Raw genomic sequence first — 16,403 nt, forward strand, 5'->3', positions numbered from 1 at the left:
CGTTCCGGTCCACTTCACCGCCGGCACAGGCTAAAGCTTATGCTACAGTTTCATGCGCAAACTTTCGATGGAAGAGCTGAACCGGCTGACGGTGGCAGACTTCAAAAATACGCGAAAATTCCCCCTCACCCTAGTGCTCGACAACGTGCGGAGCCTGCACAACGTGGGGGCCGCCTTCCGCACCTGCGACGCCTTTGCGGTGGAAAAAGTGTGGCTCTGCGGCATTACGGGCCGCCCGCCCCAGCGCGAAATCACCAAAACGGCCCTGGGTTCCACTGAGTCGGTGGCTTGGGAATATGCGCCTACTACCCTGGAGGCGCTGCAGCAGCTGAAAGCGGCCGGCTACCAGTTGGTGGCCGTGGAGCAGACCACCGGCAGCGTGCCCCTGCCCGAGTTCCAGGTAGCGCCCGACCAGCCCTACGCCCTGGTGATGGGCAACGAGGTGTTTGGGGTGGATGATGAGGTGCTGGCCCTGTGCGACGCGGCCGTGGAAATTCCGCAGTTTGGCACCAAGCACAGCCTGAACGTGAGCGTGGCGGCCGGGGTGGTGCTGTGGGAATTTATCAGTAAAATAACCAGCAGCAGCCAGCTACATGATTGACATAAAATGAAAAGCTGACAATCTTTTCCGGGCTGCGGCAGAAATTTCTGTAAAAAATCAGCCATATGTTGCGTAAATTTGAAACGGGCTGCCCATTGTGCAGCCCGTTTTTATAGTTGACCCCTCCGTTTCACACCTCTACCCACGGTTAATGAAATCAACCTTTACCCTCCCCTGTGCCCGGGTGCTGGGAGTAGCGGCCTTCCTGGCCCTGCCCGCACTAGCGGCGGCACAAAATGCGCCGCTGGAGCAGGCGCTGAACGCCCTCAAAGCCCGCCAGGCCAGCCTGGGTCTGCTGGCTACCGACTTAGCTGATGCGGCCGTAACCAGCCAGTACACGGATAAGCACAACGGTATTACGCACGTGTACCTGCGCCAGCGCGTGCAGGGGGTGGAAGTGTACGGGGCCGTAGCCGATGTACATTTTAACCAGGCCGGCAAAGTGGCCAGCCTGCACAGCAGCTTCCTGACCAACGCGGCTGCGCAGGCGCGCAATGCTACTCCCTCCCTGACGGCAGTACAGGCCGTAGCAGCAGCGGCGAAGGCCCTGGGGCTGCCGGCTCCCAGCAACCTGGAAGTACGGAAAGCGGGCACCCCGGCTTCGGGTATGGAATTCAACGAAGGCGGTATTTCGCTGGACAAGATTCCGGTGAAGCTGATGTACCAGCCCCTGGCCGATGGCTCGTTGCGGCTGGCCTGGGATGTTACGCTGGCCCCCCTCAACGGGGAGCACTACTGGAACGCCCGCGTAGACGCAGCTACTGGTGCGCTGCTGGATAAAACCGACTACACCATTTCCGACAGCTTCAGCCCCTCGGCCCTGACCCGGCCTATTGCCCAGGCAGTGGCGGCCAATGCCCGGGGCGCGGCTCCGGTAGCTGCCCCCACCGCGGGTAAGCCCACGGCGGCCAACACCTACAATGTGTGGCCCATCACCACCGAAAGCCCCTCGCATGGTCCTCGTCAGCTGGTAGCCAACCCGGCCGATGCCACGGCCTCACCGTTCGGCTGGCACGACATTGATGGCGTGACCGGGGCGGAGTACACTATTACGCGCGGCAACAACGTGCACGCCTACGATGACCGCTCCAACCGGAACGTGTACATCTCCAACAGCAGCGTGAGCCCCAACGGCGGTGCCAACCTGGAATTCAACTTTCCTTTTGACAACGCCCTGGCCGCTTCGGCCACCAACAACCTGAACGCAGCCGTCGTGAACCTGTTCTACTGGAACAACATGATGCACGACGTGATGGCCCGCAAAGGCTTCGACGAAGTAAGCGGTAACTTCCAGTACAAGAACTACGGTGGTCAGGCCCTGGGCTTCGACCCCGTACAGGCAGAGGCCCAGGATGGCGCAGCCGCCACACCCGCCAAGCTGAACAACGCCAACTTCTCTACCCCCGTAGATGGTGCGCGCCCCCGTATGCAGATGTACCTGTGGGATGCCAAGGAGCAGTCGTTCGCCATTACGGCCCCCGCTTCGCTGGCAGGCAGCATTACCGCCCAGGAAGGTGCCAACGGCCGTACCCTGGCTCAGGTAGGCCCTATTACCGGCAACATTGTGCTGGCAAATGACGGCTCGGCCAACCCTGCCCGGGGTTGCAACCCTTTGGTGAATGCTACTGCCATCAGCGGCAACATTGCTTTGGTGCAGCGCGGTAAGTGCAACTTCTCCTCCAAAATCAAGAATGCCCAGAATGCCGGTGCCCGCATGGTAATTGTGATGGACAGCATTCCGAACAACCCGCTGGTAACCATGGCCGGTACCGACCCGGATTCGATTGGTATCCGTATTCCGTCCATCTTCATCAGCAAGGCTGATGGAGACCGTATCCGGACGGCACTGGCGGCCGGCCAGACGGTTACCTTTGCGGCCAGCAGCAGCCTGTACTACCGCGACGGGGACTTCGATAATGGCATTGTGGCCCACGAGTACGGCCACGGCATCTCCAACCGCCTCACGGGTGGCCCCGGCAACTCCAGCTGCCTGAGCAGCGCCGAGCAGATGGGCGAAGGCTGGAGCGACTTCTTTGCCCTCTGGATGACGACCAAGCCCGGCGACGTAGGGGCTACGCCCCGCGGTGTTGGAACTTATGCTGTATTTGAAGCTCCCACCGGCGACGGTATTCGCCGTAAGCCCTATACCACGAACTTCGCCCTCAACAACCACACTTACGCCTTCATTGGTACGGGCTCGGGCCAGTACAGCGAAGTGCACGATATTGGCGAAATATGGGCCGCAGTGCTCTGGGACCTGAACTGGGCTCTGATTGATAAGTACGGCTACAACGCCGACCTGAAAGCGGCTACCGGCGGCAACAACGTGGCCCTGCAGCTGGTACTGGATGGCTGCAAGCTGCAGAAGTGCAACCCTGGTTTCATTGATGGCCGCAACGCCATTCTGCAGGCTGATTCCATTAACAACCGCGCTGCCAACTCGGCCGTTATCTGGCGCGTGTTTGCCCGCCGGGGCATGGGCTTCAGTGCCCGCCAAGGCAGCGCCAACAGCCTCACCGACCAAATAGCAGCCTATGACCTGCCAGCCGTGCTGAGCAGCACCAAGCAGCTCAGCGAAAAGCTGCTGGAAGTGTACCCGAACCCGGCCAACGGCCAGGTGCTGGTTCGCACGCAGGTAGGTAGCTCGGCCCCGGTACAGGTGGAACTGGTGTCGTTGCTGGGTCAGCGGGTGAGCACCCAACAGGTGCCGGCTGCCCGCCTACAGCAGGAAGGCGTAGTGCTGAACACCAGCAAGGTGGCCGGGGGCGTGTACCTCGTGCGCCTGACTACCTCGGAAGGCATTATCACCAAAAAAGTGGTTGTGCAGCACTAAGCGGCTGTTAGCCCAAGCACCAACAGAAACCCCCGCCCGGCATTACGCCGGACGGGGGTTTCTGTTGGTGCTTGGGCCAGCGGTTGGCGGGGCGCAAGGATATCGGCTGGAGGCGGGCTGAATTAGATATTTCACGCAACCGGCCAGGCACCGTCCGGCGGCGCGGGCCCGTACTCGTATACAACCTCCGACTACTTACCTGTTTCCTCATGGATGTTACCCGCTCCGATGCAGCCTTACTGGCCCTGCGGCCTGCCCTACCCGTTTCCGTAACCGCTGACGATACGCCGGTTGCCCGTTTCCTGCACATCACCCTACGCCCGCTCCTGAAGCTGCAAAACCAGCTGCTGCTTGCGGTGGTAGCCGATTTTGTGCGTGACCATCATGTGCCGCTAGGTGCTGCGGGCAGTACCGAGCGGCAGCGGCTGCTGGCGGAACTGCTGAGCCGCAACACCAAGCTGCGCTACCTGGTGGTAGGGCTGGTGCTGGGCCAGTTTACGGAACCCGAGCTACACCTCTACCAGCAACACCGCCCCGAGCTGAACCGCCGCATACTGGAGCTGGCCAGCCGCCGCGTGCAGGACCAGGCCGCCACGGTAGCCGAGCTGAGTGGTACGCCTTAAGCCCCACCCCAGTGCCCACCCGGCACCTCCGGCTGGCGCCACGTTGGGGTCAGGAGGCAATAAGCAGCAAGGCCCGCAACGATGGTTGCGGGCCTTGCTGCTTATTGGCGGCTGGAGTTGCCGCGGCTTAGTCGTACTGGGAGTCGCGTAGGTGTACGGGCGCGGTCTTCTTGCGCAGGCGCATATTCAGCACTTCCACAATCAAGGAGAAGAACATGGCGAAGTAGATGTAACCCTTCTCGATTTCCTTGTGGAAAGCCTCCATCACCAGCATTACCCCAATCATAATCAGGAAGGACAGGGCCAGCATCTTGATGGTGGGGTTCTTGTTGACGAAATCGGCTACTACACCGGAGAAAACCAGCATCACGCCCATCGACAGCACCACGGCCAGAATCATAATCAGCACGTTATCCACCAGGCCCACGGCCGTCAGGATGGAGTCGAAGCTGAACACAATGTCGATAAGGATAATCTGGAAGATGATGCTACCCATGGAGGCGCCGCCTTTACCACCAGCCTCGTGCTCCTCTTCACCTTGCAGCTTGGTATGAATTTCGGTAGTGCTTTTGCCAATCAGGAACAGGCCGCCCGCCAGCAGAATCAGGTCCCGGCCGGTTACGCCGAAGTCATGGTCGGCCCAGGGAATATCCAGGTGAAACAGCGGCGCCTTCAACCCCACAATCCAGCTAATGCTGAGCAGCAGCCCGATGCGGCACAACAGCGCCAGCACTAAGCCTATGCTGCGCCCCCGCTTCTGCAGCTGCGGCGGCAGCCGGTTTACAATAATGGAAATGAAGATGATATTGTCGATGCCCAACACGATTTCCATGAACGTGAGCGTCAGCAGGCTCACCCAGGTTTGCGGGTTGGAAAAAACGGAAAGGTCGAACACGGCGGTTGGAATGTGGTGAAGGTGTCAGAATGCGGACAATGCAGAAAAGGAAAGGATAAGCCAGGCCCCGGCCATTTGCATCTTTTCCTGCATTTTCCACATTTATGATTTCATGTTCACGAACTGCAGGGGCTGGCCGATGCTGGCCTGGCGCACGGCCGCAATGGCCGCCTGCAGGTCGTCAATCTTCTTGGCCGTTACCCGAATCTGGTCGTCCTGCATCTGGGCCTCCACCTTCACTTTCGCGTCCTTAATGGCCTTGATAACTTTGCGGCCGACTTCCTTATCCACGCCGGCCCGCACTTTCACTACCTTCTTTACCAGGGCTCCGCTGGGCTGCTCCTCGGCCGAAAAATCCAGGGCCGTACCGTCAATGCCCTGCTTCACGATGCGGCCCAGCAGGATGTTTTCCAGGGCCTGCACCCGCATGGAGTTTTCGGAAGTGAGCAGGATGGTGTTGGCTTTTTTGTCCAGCTCAATGCCGCCTTTGGTGTCGCGCAGGTCGTAGCGGGTCTGTAGTTCTTTTTTGGCCGTATTTACCGCATTTTCCAGGGTTTGCGGATCTACTTTGCTCACAATGTCGAAAGATGCCATGGGAAAGAGAGAAAAATCAGGGGTCGAAATCAGGCTGTTTGGGGCGCCAAAGATAAGGAGGGGAAGATACGGGGAGCCGCCCGCGCCGGAATTGTACGTTACTTACCGGTTTTCCGCCGTACTACCTCTTACCTCCTGCTTCCATGCCCATCGGTAGCCCCCAAACACCCCCCGAGTGGGACGCCTACTACCACCTGCGCTACACCGTGCTACGCCAGCCCTGGCAGCAGCCGCCCGGCTCGGAGCGCGCCCCCGACGATGCGGCCCCCACCACCACGCACGCCCTGTTGCTGGCTCCCGAGGGCTATGCTTTGGGCGTGGGCCGGCTGCATCCTTCCGGGCCGGGCCAGGGGCAGCTGCGGTTTATGGCGGTACATCCGGCGTGGCAGGGCCGGGGCGTGGGCCGGCAGGTACTGGAATACCTGGAGGCGGCGGCCTGGCAGCAGGGTCTTACCGAGCTGCTGCTCCACGCCCGCCAAGCGGCCGTACCGTTCTATGCGCGGCTGGGCTACACGGTGGTGGCACCTTCGCACACGCTGTTTGGCAGCATTCCGCATTTTCTGATGCGCAAGGAGCTTACGTGAGGCGCTGGCTGCCGGTACCGCGCCCACCCACACCCAATGGGCCCGTACCAGGCACCGGTTTTTTGCTGAAAGTAGCTACTTTTCCGGCCCGTCTGCCGCCTTGTCTCTTCCCCCCTCGTTCATGGAACAACTACCCGATGCCGCTACCCTGGTGGCTATTTATAACACCATCAACCATTACGGCCGGGCCAACGGCATGGAGCTGCTGCTCACCCGGCCCGGCGACGTGCGCTACACCATGACCATCCGCGACGAGCACCTCTCCTCCCCCGGCACCTGCCACGGTGGGGTGCTGGCCGGCCTCATGGATTCCACCCTGGGCGCGGCGGCACTGTCCCTGGCGTTTACGGCAGGGGAACTGGTATCTACCGTGGAGTTCAAGATTAACTACCTGCATCCGGTACGCCTGCACGACCACCTGGTGGCACACGGCGTAGTGGAGCACAGCGGCAAAACCCTGGTAGTAAGCAGCGCAGTCATTACCTGCCCCACCCGCGACAATCTGGTAGTGGCCCGGGGCATGGGGACTTTTAACCGCTACCCCGCTACCAAACGGGACTTTCACGACCTGCTGTTCCCTGGGGAGGAGAGTAGCGAGTAAGGGGTAACGGTTACCCGCTACTCCCCCATAAAAAAGCCGCCGGGTGGCCCGCAGTAGCGGGCTCCCGGCGGCTTTGCAACTACCGAACCTGGGGTATGAAAGGGTTACAGTCGTTCGGGCGAGTCAGCCGATTCGTGCTCGTGCTGGTCGTACTCGTCGTTCTCGTCCATTTCGGGCGCTTCTACCTTGCGCACGTTGCGGGCACAGTCTTCGTCGCGGTGGTTGCGGCCCACGGTGAATTCCACCCAGTCGCCTTCCCGCAGCTCATTGAAGTCTCCTTCCGCCATATCGGCGTAGCTGAAGAACAGGTTGTTGGGGGGCATCACCACAAAGCCAAAGCCATTTTTCAGGTTCTTGATGGTGCTGATGCCTACCGTGCCCACCGGACCGGCAGCCGTAGGGCCGGTGGGGCGTACGGGCTTCACGGTGGGATAGGCAGCAGGCTCGGGCGTATTCACGAACATGGTTTCAATCAGCTCGTCGCCGCTGCTCAGGCCCTGATCAATGATGTCGTGCATCTGTACCGGGTAGGTGGCCTGATCCAGAAGCTGCTGCGAGGCACGGGTAACGCGGTTCTCGCCTTTGAAGTCCGTGTATTTGAAGTCCCAGTTCAGCAGCATCACGCGGGTGCCTACCGTATTGAGTTTCTTGATGAGGGGGGCATAATCAGAGTCGCCGGCAATGAGCACCACCACATCAAAGCTTTTGTGGATGGCCAGTTCCAGGGCTTCCAGGGACAGCCACACATCAATGCCTTTTTCCTGCAAACGACCATCACGGGTTTTCAGGGGCATGTAGTGGGTCTGGATACCCATATTCATCAGAATATCGTCGAGCAGCCGGTCGTGAAACAGACGGTCCTTGTCGCGGGCTTCCGTAGCGGAGAGGCGGCCCCGGAAGAAGTGCGCATCGATAATCTGGCTCAGACGTACGTCTACGTCTTCTTCTTCAGCTACCTGATGGCGGATAAATTCATGGAGGCCTTCCAGGCTTATACGGGCCTTACGATCATGCTGGAAGTAGTAGTAATCACTGATTTTCAGGAAATAATTGCCGTCGTAGAAGACGCCGATCCTGATCAGGGGGCTATTCATCTGGTTCATACAAGAAACGGTTTGAGCGCAAAAAGGTGTGTGTGAGTAAGAGCGGGTATGTTGGTTCGGTATGGCCCAATAGGTAGCTGGGGCCGGTCAAAGATACTAGTTGTTAAACTTACGGTATTGTTATAATCCATTGAACCGATTAATTTATCACATGATCATGTGATACCTCGACCAACGACACTACCGAAAGCAGGTTTCTGGGGCGCAAAAAGCACGTACTGCATGAGTAGTACGTGAAGCCCGAAGCCTTACCACTCAAAATGAGCGCACTGCCTGTCTTTTCTCCTGTTTTTATAAAGTAATTCTTCATCACAATATTAAATGATATCTATCTTTTATACGAATTTACAGAGTGCAAACTGCATGGGATTAGTATAAAAAATATTGAAAAGGAGAACAGAAGCCGATTCGGGTTTTAACTGTCGAGCTTCCCCATTAAGTCCAAAAACTGGAACGCTACTCCACGTAGGTAGCTCATCAAATGTATCAGAAAACCGCTCTGCCAAATGGGATATTCGGCCGACCTGAGGTTTTATTGGCTTAAATCCTTCCAACCACAGACCAACAGACGCTTTTCTTTACCGAAGACTGCATAGCAAATATACGAATTGCTGTCTTTTTAGAATTAGTCTAAAACTTCATTCTGCCAAGTAAGGCTCCCAGTATCAGCAGGGCATACCCAATACAGATGCCCACTTCGAGCAGGTTACCGCTGCGGGAGCCGGTCCGGATCAATGGAATTTTCAGACATGCGTCGCTAAGGGGGCGAAACCATTTTACGCCGGCTTTGGTGAGCGTATCGGCTAACAGGTGGGAGAGGTAGCCTCCCCCGGCAAATAGCGCTACCCCATGCCAGCCCAGGCTCTGGTTGGCCAGATGACCGATATAGGTCCAGAGGCCGGCGGCCCAGAGTGTATGCGTCCAGGAGCGGTGGGCGGTAAAAGGGGCCACGGCCACAAAGCAGCCCAGCATACTCAGCCACACATACCCCGTGTACAGGCCCGCCACTACCGTGCAAAGCCCCGTGAACAATAAGGCCAGCTTGCGGGTAGAATCGCCCTGCATGGCCGCCCCGATTAGCCCAAATGCCAGGGCTGCCGTGAAACCCATGCGCCGGTCGGGGCCGGGGGGGAGTTGAAAGTGGGTGTAGAGGGCCAGAACAGCGGCCACCACGATAAATGCCCAGCGCACGTAATTCTGGGCAAAGCCCAGGCGCTTGCTGAGGCGAGAGCCTGGGTGGTCCAGGTCGGGGGCCAGGGCGGAAAAACCCGCCAGGGCAATACCAGCCGGGGAAAACGGGACGCCCGGCACCAGGCCGGCCACGGCTACGCCGGTAATCAGGCCAATGGCCAAATGAGAAGAACCGCGCACTGACGACAGAGGTAAAAGCAGAAACAGCGAAGATACCAACGGCGGCAGCAATACCGGGCAGGTGGCCGGGAAATTCCCGGCTGCGGCAGAAAGCCCGGACAGCAAGGTACCCAGCCGTTGGTGTAACACAGCCGGACCGGTAGAACCCGGAGCAGAAGGTTACTGCCTTACGGGGTAGTCACCTGGCTTACCACTTACCGGAACTGCCTTTCAGGTTGCCCCGGATGTCGCGCACCTGGTTTTCAAGCAGGGCCAGGCCGCGGTGGAAAGCATCCATTGCCTCGGCCTTTTCGTGGTCGGGCAGGGGGCCATGCTGCTGCACCTGCTCCCGTACGTGGCGCAGGTGGTTGAGCAGGTCGTCCCACTCATCGGGGGCAGAATTCGTCGCGGAAGTAGTCATTGAGGGGGGCAAAGCCGGAAAAGACAGGAACTAGCGCGGGTGGGGAATGGGAAGATACGGCAGTAATGCCGAAAAGTGTCGGAAACTTTAACGGTGCGGGAGCGGTATTGAAAACCGAGAGGCGGCAGCTACACCCGCAGATACCGCAGATTTGTTCTGAACACAGCTGATGACAGAGAGTAGGCAGGGCCGCTTGGTCCTGTTAGCTACCCATCCCGCTGTTTTATTTCAGCCTTTTCCGCGTTTATCAGCACGAATCCGTGGCATCCGCGGCTTCATCTGCTGCCTCTCGGTTTCAGCCTCGCCCGACCGGATATTCATTCGGCCGGGCTTCTACCTTTGCCTCCTCCTCTAGCTGCTATTTGTTTTGAAGGTTTCTGATTTACTGAAGCTCTACGCCCTCGACCCCACCGGCATGACGCTGGGTGCCCGCCTGAATCCGGCTACCCGCCACTCGCTGAAGCCCGCCGACAAAACCGAAGCGCCCGTGCGCCTGCACCTGAAGGGACTGGTGGGCTCCCAGGACGCCGTGCTGGCCGCCGCCGTACACCAGGAGTACCCCGACCAGCACCACCTGTTCGTCTTGCACGACCGGGACGAGGCCGCCTACTTCCTGGCCGACCTGCAGCACCTACTGCCCGAAGAGGAGCCGCTGCTGTTCCCGACCTCCTACAAGCGCCCCTACAGCTTCGATGAGACGGAAAACGCCAATGTGCTGATGCGGGCCGAGGTGTTGAACAAGCTGAACTCGCACCGTGGCCCCAAAACCACCGCCGAGCAGGCTGCCGACGACGCAGCCGACTCCACCGGAACCAAGGACAAAAAGCGCGGCAAGGCCAGCGCCAAGGAAACGGCCGGCGTGCTCATCGTCACCTACCCCGAGGCCCTGTTCGAGAAGGTAATCAACAAGAAAAGCCTGGTGGCCAACACGTTTCTGGTGAAAGTGGGCGACAGGCTGGACGTGAACTTCGTGAGCGACATGCTGGCGGAGTACGACTTCGAGCGGAGCGACTTTGTGTACGAGGCCGGGCAGTTTGCCGTGCGCGGGGGCATTGTGGATATTTTCAGCTACGCCAACGAGCTGCCCTACCGCATCGAGCTGTTCGGGGATGAGGTGGAGACGATTCGCACGTTTGACCCCGAAAGCCAGCTTTCCGTGGAGAAGCGGCAGCAGGTGAGCATCATTCCGAACGTGCAGACCAAGCTGCTGCAGGAGACGCGGGAGGCGTTTCTGGAGTTTATTCCTAAGAATACCGCCATCTGGGCCAAGGACGTGCGCCAGACCCTGGACGTAGTGGACGAGTACTTCGACAAGGCCGAGGCAGGCTTCCAGGAGCTGCTGGCCGTGGCGGGCGGCACCCAGGTGGTGAGCAAGCCGGCCGAGTTGTTTGAGTCGGCCAAGACGCTGCGCAAGCTGCTGGAGGGCTTTGCCGTGGTGGAGTTCGGCAAACGGTTCCACTTCAAGACCGGCGCGGAGGAGTTCCAGTTCAGCGCCAAGCCCCAGCCCAGCTTCGGCAAGGACTTCAACCGCATTGTGAAGAACCTGCACGACAACCAGAGCAAGGGCTACACCAACATCATTGCCGCCGAGCAGGTCCGCCAGGCCGACCGCCTGCGCACCATCTTCGACGAGCTGGACAACAACGTGCAGTTTCAGCACCTGCTGCTGGGGCTGCGCGAGGGGTTCATCGACGAAACGCTGCGGCTGGTCGTCTACACCGACCACCAGCTGTTTGAGCGGTTCTACCGGGCCCAGGAGACGCGCAAGTTCTCCAAGAAAAAGGCCCTTACGCTAAAGGAATTGAGGACGCTTGTTCCGGGCGACTACGTGGTGCACCAGGACTACGGCATTGCTCGCTTCGCCGGCCTCACGCAGGTGGAAATCAACGACCGGCTGCAGGAGGCCATCCGGCTGGTGTACCGCGACGACGACGTGCTGACCGTCAGCATCCACGCCCTGCACAAGATTGCCAAGTACAGCGGCGCCGAAGGCACGCCGCCCACCATGAGCAAGCTGGGCTCGCCGGAGTGGGAAAACAAGAAGAAATCGGTTAAGAAGAAGGTGAAGGACATTGCGGCCGAGCTGATCCGGCTGTATGCCAAGCGCAAAACCGCGCCCGGCCACGCCTTCGCCCACGACTCCTTTATGCAGGCCGAGCTGGAATCGAGCTTTATCTACGAGGACACCCCCGACCAGGCCAAGGCCACCGAGGACGTGAAGCGCGACATGGAAGTGCCCCACCCCATGGACCGCCTCGTGTGCGGCGACGTGGGCTTCGGCAAGACCGAGGTGGCCATCCGGGCCGCCTTCAAGGCCGTGGCCGATGGCAAGCAGGTGGCCGTGCTGGTGCCCACCACCATTCTGGCCATGCAGCACTACAAAACCTTCCGGGAGCGGCTCGGCAACCTGCCCGTGACGGTGGAGTACGTGAACCGCTTCAAAACCACCAAGCAGATCAAGGAAACCCTGGGCCGGGTGGCCGACGGCAAAACCGACATCCTCATCGGCACTCACCGCCTCACCAACAAGGACGTGCAGTTCAAGGACCTGGGCCTGCTGGTGATTGACGAGGAGCAGAAGTTCGGGGTGAAAACCAAGGACAAGCTCAAGGAAATCAAGGTGAACGTGGACACGCTCACGCTCTCGGCCACGCCCATTCCGCGCACCCTGCACTTCTCGCTGATGGGCGCCCGCGACCTGAGCGTGATTGCCACGCCCCCGCCCAACCGCCAGCCGGTGCAGACGGAGCTGCACGTGTTCGATGAGCTGCTGATCCGCGACGCCGTGTCGCGGGAGCTGAAGCGGGGCGGGCAGGTGTTTTTCGTGCACAACCGCGTGAAGGACATTGAGGAGCAGGCCAGCATGATTCTGCGCCTCGTGCCCGATGCCCGCGTGACCTACGTGCACGGGCAGATGGACGGCGACCTGCTGGAAAAGCGCATGATGAAGTTCGTGGACGGCGACTACGACGTGCTGGTGGCCACCACCCTCATCGAGTCGGGCCTCGATATTGCCAACGCCAACACCATCATCATCAACCGCGCCCACATGCACGGCCTCTCCGACCTGCACCAGATGCGGGGCCGGGTGGGCCGCTCCAACAAAAAGGCCTACTGCTACCTGCTCACGCCCCCGGTGGCCGGCCTGCCCTCCGACGCCCGCAAGCGCCTAAGCACCCTGGAGGAATTCTCGGACCTGGGCGCGGGCTTCAACGTGGCCATGCGCGACCTGGACATCCGGGGCGCGGGCAACCTGCTGGGCGGCGAGCAGTCGGGCTTCATCAACGACCTGGGCTTCGAAACCTACCACCAGATTCTCGACGAGGCCGTGCAGGAGCTCAAGGAAACCGAGTTCCGCGACCTGTTCCTCGGCGACCCCACCCAGCGCCTGCAGCAGGCCGCCGGCACCGGCCGCCCCAAGGAGTGCAACATCGAAACCGATTTGCAGGTGCTCATTCCGGACCGCTACGTGAGCAGCGTCTCAGAGCGCCTGCAGCTCTACAGCAAGCTCGATCGGGCCGCAACCGCCGAGGAGCTGCGCAAGCTGCTCACCGGCATCGTGGACCGCTTCGGGCCGCTGCCTGCGGAGGTGGAGCAGCTCGCCGACATCGTGCGCCTGCGCTGGCTGGCCTGCCAGGCGGGCTTCGAGAAGCTCACGCTCAAGAAGAACCTGCTCAAAGGCTTCATCCCGGCCACCAACAACGAGCCCTACTTCCAAGGCGCTACCTTCGGCAACATCCTCAGCTACGTGCAGACTCACCCGCGCTCCGCCTCCATGAAGGAGCGCAAAGAACAGCTCATCATCTCCTTCGAAGACGTGAAAAGCGTCCAAGCCGCCAAACGGATTCTGAGTGAGCTGGTGAGTGAGGAGACGGTGGGGGTGTAGCGCGGGGACACGGGCGGACATGAAACGGACACGGACGGACATGATGTCCGCCCGTGTCCGTTTCATGTCCCTTCCTCTAATTGGTCCTAGACTACATGTAACTCACACTTTTTACCTATGCCATTTTAAGCATAATACGATTACGTATGTCATCAATCATAACACTCCTATAGACCCTAAAGCATATTTCAAGTAAATTCCACTTAGAGTACTTAATTGAACGATCAGACCCAGATAAATGCCTTAAAATGAGAGCAAACAAGGTCTTCCCTCTTATCATAGTGTCATATGAACTCAATATATGATTGACCGTTCCAGCGTTTGGGTTTATGTATCCTACTTTTGTTAAAAAACCAACTTCTAAAGCGTGGTTATCATCTAATATTTGATTAGGATGATATCTAAAACAGCATTCGTTTTCATTTATACAATTTTCAAATTCAAATCCATAATACTTAATAAAATTATTTATAGAAGTACAGAATGCTATTCTCTCATTAGCATTGAGCATTGATTCTATACCTCTTCCATAATATAAATCATTCTCTATGCTATATCCATTTGTCCATACTATATCAGAATACTCAATAGGCACCCCAGTGTATAAATATGCATCTAAATCAGCAACAAATGCCGTCTTAATATGACTAAATTCGCTTCGTCTATCATATAATTTTAGAACCATATCCCTTCCACCACACGAAAGAAAATTTAATCTACCCACACCTTCCTCCTCTTCCATCCATCTATATATTACAGCATCATCCTTCCCTTCAATAATAACAGTAGGCAGAGCAGAGCGCACAAGAGTTTGAACCAATTCTTCTTCTGTCAAAGACTTCATTACACAGTTATTTATAACGTAACAAAATCTTCAATCAATTCTTCATCACCTTTGTCATCATCAACAATAATTTCTTTGTCAGGAAATCTAGCATAGATAAATGGACTATGCGTTGCCATAAAGAATTGATTGCTGCTTTCTTGTTTCATCAAAACAGGAACAAGAATTCGCTGCCAATCTGGATGCAAACTCAGTTCAGGCTCATCGATGAATATAGCATGATTTATATTGAATGTGTTGTAACATAAAAAACTTAGCATCTGCTTTTCACCAGCAGAGAGTTTCTCGGATGAAATAGCATTGCTAATATCCCCAATACCTATTTTTAAATTCTTTATTTTTATTCCCTTATTTCCAAAAACCTTAGCAATTATACTAGACATTGCGGTAAATGATTTGTAATAGTCCATTCTATTAACTTCCATTTGCTCAATATCCCTTTTAATTGATTCTAAAATCTTGGTATCTTCTGTTACATCACCATATTTTCGTTTCCTGATTCTATCAATAATTGAATCAGAATGTCTTTTTTGAAGCGAATTAACTATTTCAGTTATTTCAGCATATTTTTTTGTTATTAAAATAGTCAAATCTTCAGTTGATAATGAAGCAATAAATTTATGATTATTGTTTGACAATCTTTCTGATATATTAGATAGAGATTCTTTTAGATTATATCTACCACCATAAACATCATCGTGTCTATTTCTTTCAATAGCAAATCCCCCCTCAATTCTCCTGAACGTTGGAAAGAAAAGCGAAGACTGGGTTTCACGTAAAATATCTGATAAAAATCCATTATCTCTTCCATATCTAATCATCTCAGACAAAGGCTCTTTGCCAAAATCATATTTTGCATCATTAACAACAACCGTATAATCGAATTCATTTTTAATATTTTTTTCATTATTAGAGTTTTTATATATCCTAACATAATTTGAATCAGTATTAAACTCAATTTTTTCAAATGTTATTTCTGTAAATATTTGAGAAAAATATCCAGCATTTAAATACCATATTAATTTAAGTATAGTTGTTTTTCCAGTACCATTTTTACCTGTTAATATATTTAAATCATGATTAAATCTTAAATCAAGATTTAATTTGCCATTCAAACTTTCTACTTTCAGACTTTTTATCATTGCTTCAAAAAAAATTGAATTATTTGCAATTTCTCTTTACTCCTCACTAGCAAATGCATAGCTAGGCACTGGTCAAAGCTACATACTTGCAACACCATCTCCAACGAATCTATTATGACTGTAAGCAGGATCTAAATTAGACTTCACCTCAGCCTCGCCGCTGCTCCAGCCTCTGCGGCGGCGGGCTGAGGGCGTTGCGCCTCCGTCACCAGCGGATGCCACCCGGTTAGCACGGCTTGTCAGCCCACCACCGGGCGTTGTCATCTGGTCAGCGGCCCTTGTCACGGGGGCAGCAGGCGGTGCCACCGGGTAAGGGGGCGTTACAGTTGCGTCAGACCCTGGCAGAAATACTGAAAGCTTGGCGACTTATTGGCCGGTATATCCAGGTGTGGCGCAATGGATTCCGCCCATTTCACTTTGCCTTTGGTAGCCCGGGCATCTGCTTTCTGTAGTACCCGAAGCAGGGTTTCCCATGCATCGGGAATGGTATCAGGGTCAGCGGGCAATCCGCTAAAGTGATGAGCGTGTACCCGCGGGTAAGCCGTCTGAATAGCCTGCCGGTCGCCCAGGAACCAGGCTTCCAGCTCCTGCACCGCCAAGGCATTCAGCACATAAAACACCTGCCCGGCGGGTGCCTGAGCGTAGCTCAATAGCCCCGCCGTAGCCGCCGAGGCTTCCATTTCAGCCAGTCGGCGGGCGGCAATACCATCCGCGTCCAGTAATACCACAATGCGCAGATCCTGCTGGCCGGGCTGACTGATCCGACGGCGGTAGCCTCTCAGCAGGTCCGTGAGTTGATGCAGCAAATCGGCGCAGCCCTCAAACACCCGGAACCGGGCAACGTACTGCGCCGGCAGGAGCTTCGGCACCAGGATTTTCAACGCTGCTGCCGCCGACTCTTCTTCCAACAGAAATTCGACCCGCAT

At 56.4% G+C, this 16,403-nt stretch carries 14 protein-coding genes; 6 read left to right on the top strand and 8 right to left on the bottom strand.

All coding sequences use genetic code 11. The annotated features are described in order from the left end of the window. Positions 1 to 52: 52 nt before the first annotated feature. The 3 genes from EI290_RS00680 to EI290_RS00690 all read left to right on the top strand — a co-directional run bounded on the left by EI290_RS00680 (position 53) and on the right by EI290_RS00690 (position 4,057). Positions 53 to 601 (top strand): RNA methyltransferase, encoded by a 549-nt coding sequence (locus EI290_RS00680; protein ID WP_125425623.1) that lies wholly within the window; start codon positions 53 to 55, stop codon positions 599 to 601. 151 nt (positions 602 to 752) lie between these two features. Next, the gene (locus EI290_RS00685) at positions 753 to 3,434 is read left to right on the top strand and encodes a T9SS-dependent M36 family metallopeptidase (RefSeq protein ID WP_125425625.1); all 2,682 of its coding nucleotides are present in this window, start codon (positions 753 to 755) and stop codon (positions 3,432 to 3,434) included. Between the two features lie 209 nt (positions 3,435 to 3,643). Further along, complete coding sequence (locus EI290_RS00690) at positions 3,644 to 4,057, top strand: hypothetical protein (protein ID WP_125425627.1); 414 nt, start codon at positions 3,644 to 3,646, stop codon at positions 4,055 to 4,057. 127 nt (positions 4,058 to 4,184) lie between these two features. Here EI290_RS00690 and EI290_RS00695 read toward each other — a convergent pair whose 3' ends face one another. Beyond that, entirely contained in the window at positions 4,185 to 4,952 is a 768-nt protein-coding gene (locus EI290_RS00695; RefSeq protein WP_246008808.1) for a TerC family protein, read from the bottom strand. Between the two features lie 102 nt (positions 4,953 to 5,054). Next, positions 5,055 to 5,546, bottom strand: coding sequence for a YajQ family cyclic di-GMP-binding protein (locus tag EI290_RS00700; RefSeq protein ID WP_125425629.1), 492 nt, complete (start codon positions 5,544 to 5,546; stop codon positions 5,055 to 5,057). 143 nt (positions 5,547 to 5,689) lie between these two features. Here EI290_RS00700 and EI290_RS00705 point away from each other — a divergent pair, with 143 nt between their 5' ends. Continuing rightward, on the top strand, positions 5,690 to 6,130 hold the full coding sequence (locus tag EI290_RS00705) for a GNAT family N-acetyltransferase (protein ID WP_125425631.1): 441 nt from the start codon (positions 5,690 to 5,692) through the stop codon (positions 6,128 to 6,130). A gap of 121 nt (positions 6,131 to 6,251) precedes the next feature. Further along, entirely contained in the window at positions 6,252 to 6,731 is a 480-nt protein-coding gene (locus EI290_RS00710; RefSeq protein WP_125425633.1) for a PaaI family thioesterase, read from the top strand. 104 nt (positions 6,732 to 6,835) lie between these two features. Here EI290_RS00710 and EI290_RS00715 read toward each other — a convergent pair whose 3' ends face one another. From EI290_RS00715 to EI290_RS00725, 3 genes are all read right to left on the bottom strand, one after another. Continuing rightward, on the bottom strand, positions 6,836 to 7,825 hold the full coding sequence (locus EI290_RS00715; RefSeq protein WP_317127446.1) for an NYN domain-containing protein: 990 nt from the start codon (positions 7,823 to 7,825) through the stop codon (positions 6,836 to 6,838). Positions 7,826 to 8,464: 639 nt separating this feature from the next. Then, entirely contained in the window at positions 8,465 to 9,205 is a 741-nt protein-coding gene (locus EI290_RS00720; RefSeq protein WP_185816778.1) for a metal-dependent hydrolase, read from the bottom strand. A 187-nt stretch (positions 9,206 to 9,392) separates the two neighbouring features. Continuing rightward, positions 9,393 to 9,605 carry a hypothetical protein gene (locus EI290_RS00725; RefSeq protein WP_125425639.1) on the bottom strand — a complete coding sequence of 71 codons (213 nt, stop codon included), beginning with the start codon at positions 9,603 to 9,605 and terminating at the stop codon, positions 9,393 to 9,395. Between the two features lie 367 nt (positions 9,606 to 9,972). Here EI290_RS00725 and mfd point away from each other — a divergent pair, with 367 nt between their 5' ends. Then, positions 9,973 to 13,491, top strand: coding sequence for a transcription-repair coupling factor (gene mfd / locus EI290_RS00730; protein ID WP_394343519.1), 3,519 nt, complete (start codon positions 9,973 to 9,975; stop codon positions 13,489 to 13,491). A gap of 115 nt (positions 13,492 to 13,606) precedes the next feature. On the opposite strand, the gene EI290_RS00735 is transcribed toward mfd, so the two are convergent. The 3 genes from EI290_RS00735 to EI290_RS00745 all read right to left on the bottom strand — a co-directional run bounded on the left by EI290_RS00735 (position 13,607) and on the right by EI290_RS00745 (position 16,403). Further along, complete coding sequence (locus tag EI290_RS00735) at positions 13,607 to 14,335, bottom strand: DUF4435 domain-containing protein (protein ID WP_125425641.1); 729 nt, start codon at positions 14,333 to 14,335, stop codon at positions 13,607 to 13,609. Between the two features lie 11 nt (positions 14,336 to 14,346). Then, complete coding sequence (locus EI290_RS00740) at positions 14,347 to 15,477, bottom strand: AAA family ATPase (RefSeq protein WP_125425643.1); 1,131 nt, start codon at positions 15,475 to 15,477, stop codon at positions 14,347 to 14,349. A gap of 320 nt (positions 15,478 to 15,797) precedes the next feature. After that, on the bottom strand, positions 15,798 to 16,403 hold the full coding sequence (locus tag EI290_RS00745; RefSeq protein ID WP_125425645.1) for a DUF4276 family protein: 606 nt from the start codon (positions 16,401 to 16,403) through the stop codon (positions 15,798 to 15,800).

Source organism: Hymenobacter metallilatus (assembly GCF_003944705.1).
GTDB lineage: Bacteria > Bacteroidota > Bacteroidia > Cytophagales > Hymenobacteraceae > Hymenobacter > Hymenobacter metallilatus.

Excerpts from the sequence above, each read along its gene's own strand:
- EI290_RS00680 (WP_125425623.1), top strand. The coding sequence starts at position 53 with ATGCGCAAACTTTCGATGGAAGAGCTGAACCGGCTGACGGTGGCAGAC.
- EI290_RS00685 (WP_125425625.1), top strand. The coding sequence starts at position 753 with ATGAAATCAACCTTTACCCTCCCCTGTGCCCGGGTGCTGGGAGTAGCG.
- EI290_RS00690 (WP_125425627.1), top strand. The coding sequence starts at position 3,644 with ATGGATGTTACCCGCTCCGATGCAGCCTTACTGGCCCTGCGGCCTGCC.
- EI290_RS00700 (WP_125425629.1), bottom strand. The coding sequence starts at position 5,546 with ATGGCATCTTTCGACATTGTGAGCAAAGTAGATCCGCAAACCCTGGAA.
- EI290_RS00705 (WP_125425631.1), top strand. The coding sequence starts at position 5,690 with ATGCCCATCGGTAGCCCCCAAACACCCCCCGAGTGGGACGCCTACTAC.
- EI290_RS00710 (WP_125425633.1), top strand. The coding sequence starts at position 6,252 with ATGGAACAACTACCCGATGCCGCTACCCTGGTGGCTATTTATAACACC.
- EI290_RS00715 (WP_317127446.1), bottom strand. The coding sequence starts at position 7,825 with ATGAATAGCCCCCTGATCAGGATCGGCGTCTTCTACGACGGCAATTAT.
- EI290_RS00725 (WP_125425639.1), bottom strand. The coding sequence starts at position 9,605 with ATGACTACTTCCGCGACGAATTCTGCCCCCGATGAGTGGGACGACCTG.
- EI290_RS00735 (WP_125425641.1), bottom strand. The coding sequence starts at position 14,335 with ATGAAGTCTTTGACAGAAGAAGAATTGGTTCAAACTCTTGTGCGCTCT.
- EI290_RS00740 (WP_125425643.1), bottom strand. The coding sequence starts at position 15,477 with ATGATAAAAAGTCTGAAAGTAGAAAGTTTGAATGGCAAATTAAATCTT.
- EI290_RS00745 (WP_125425645.1), bottom strand. The coding sequence starts at position 16,403 with ATGCGGGTCGAATTTCTGTTGGAAGAAGAGTCGGCGGCAGCAGCGTTG.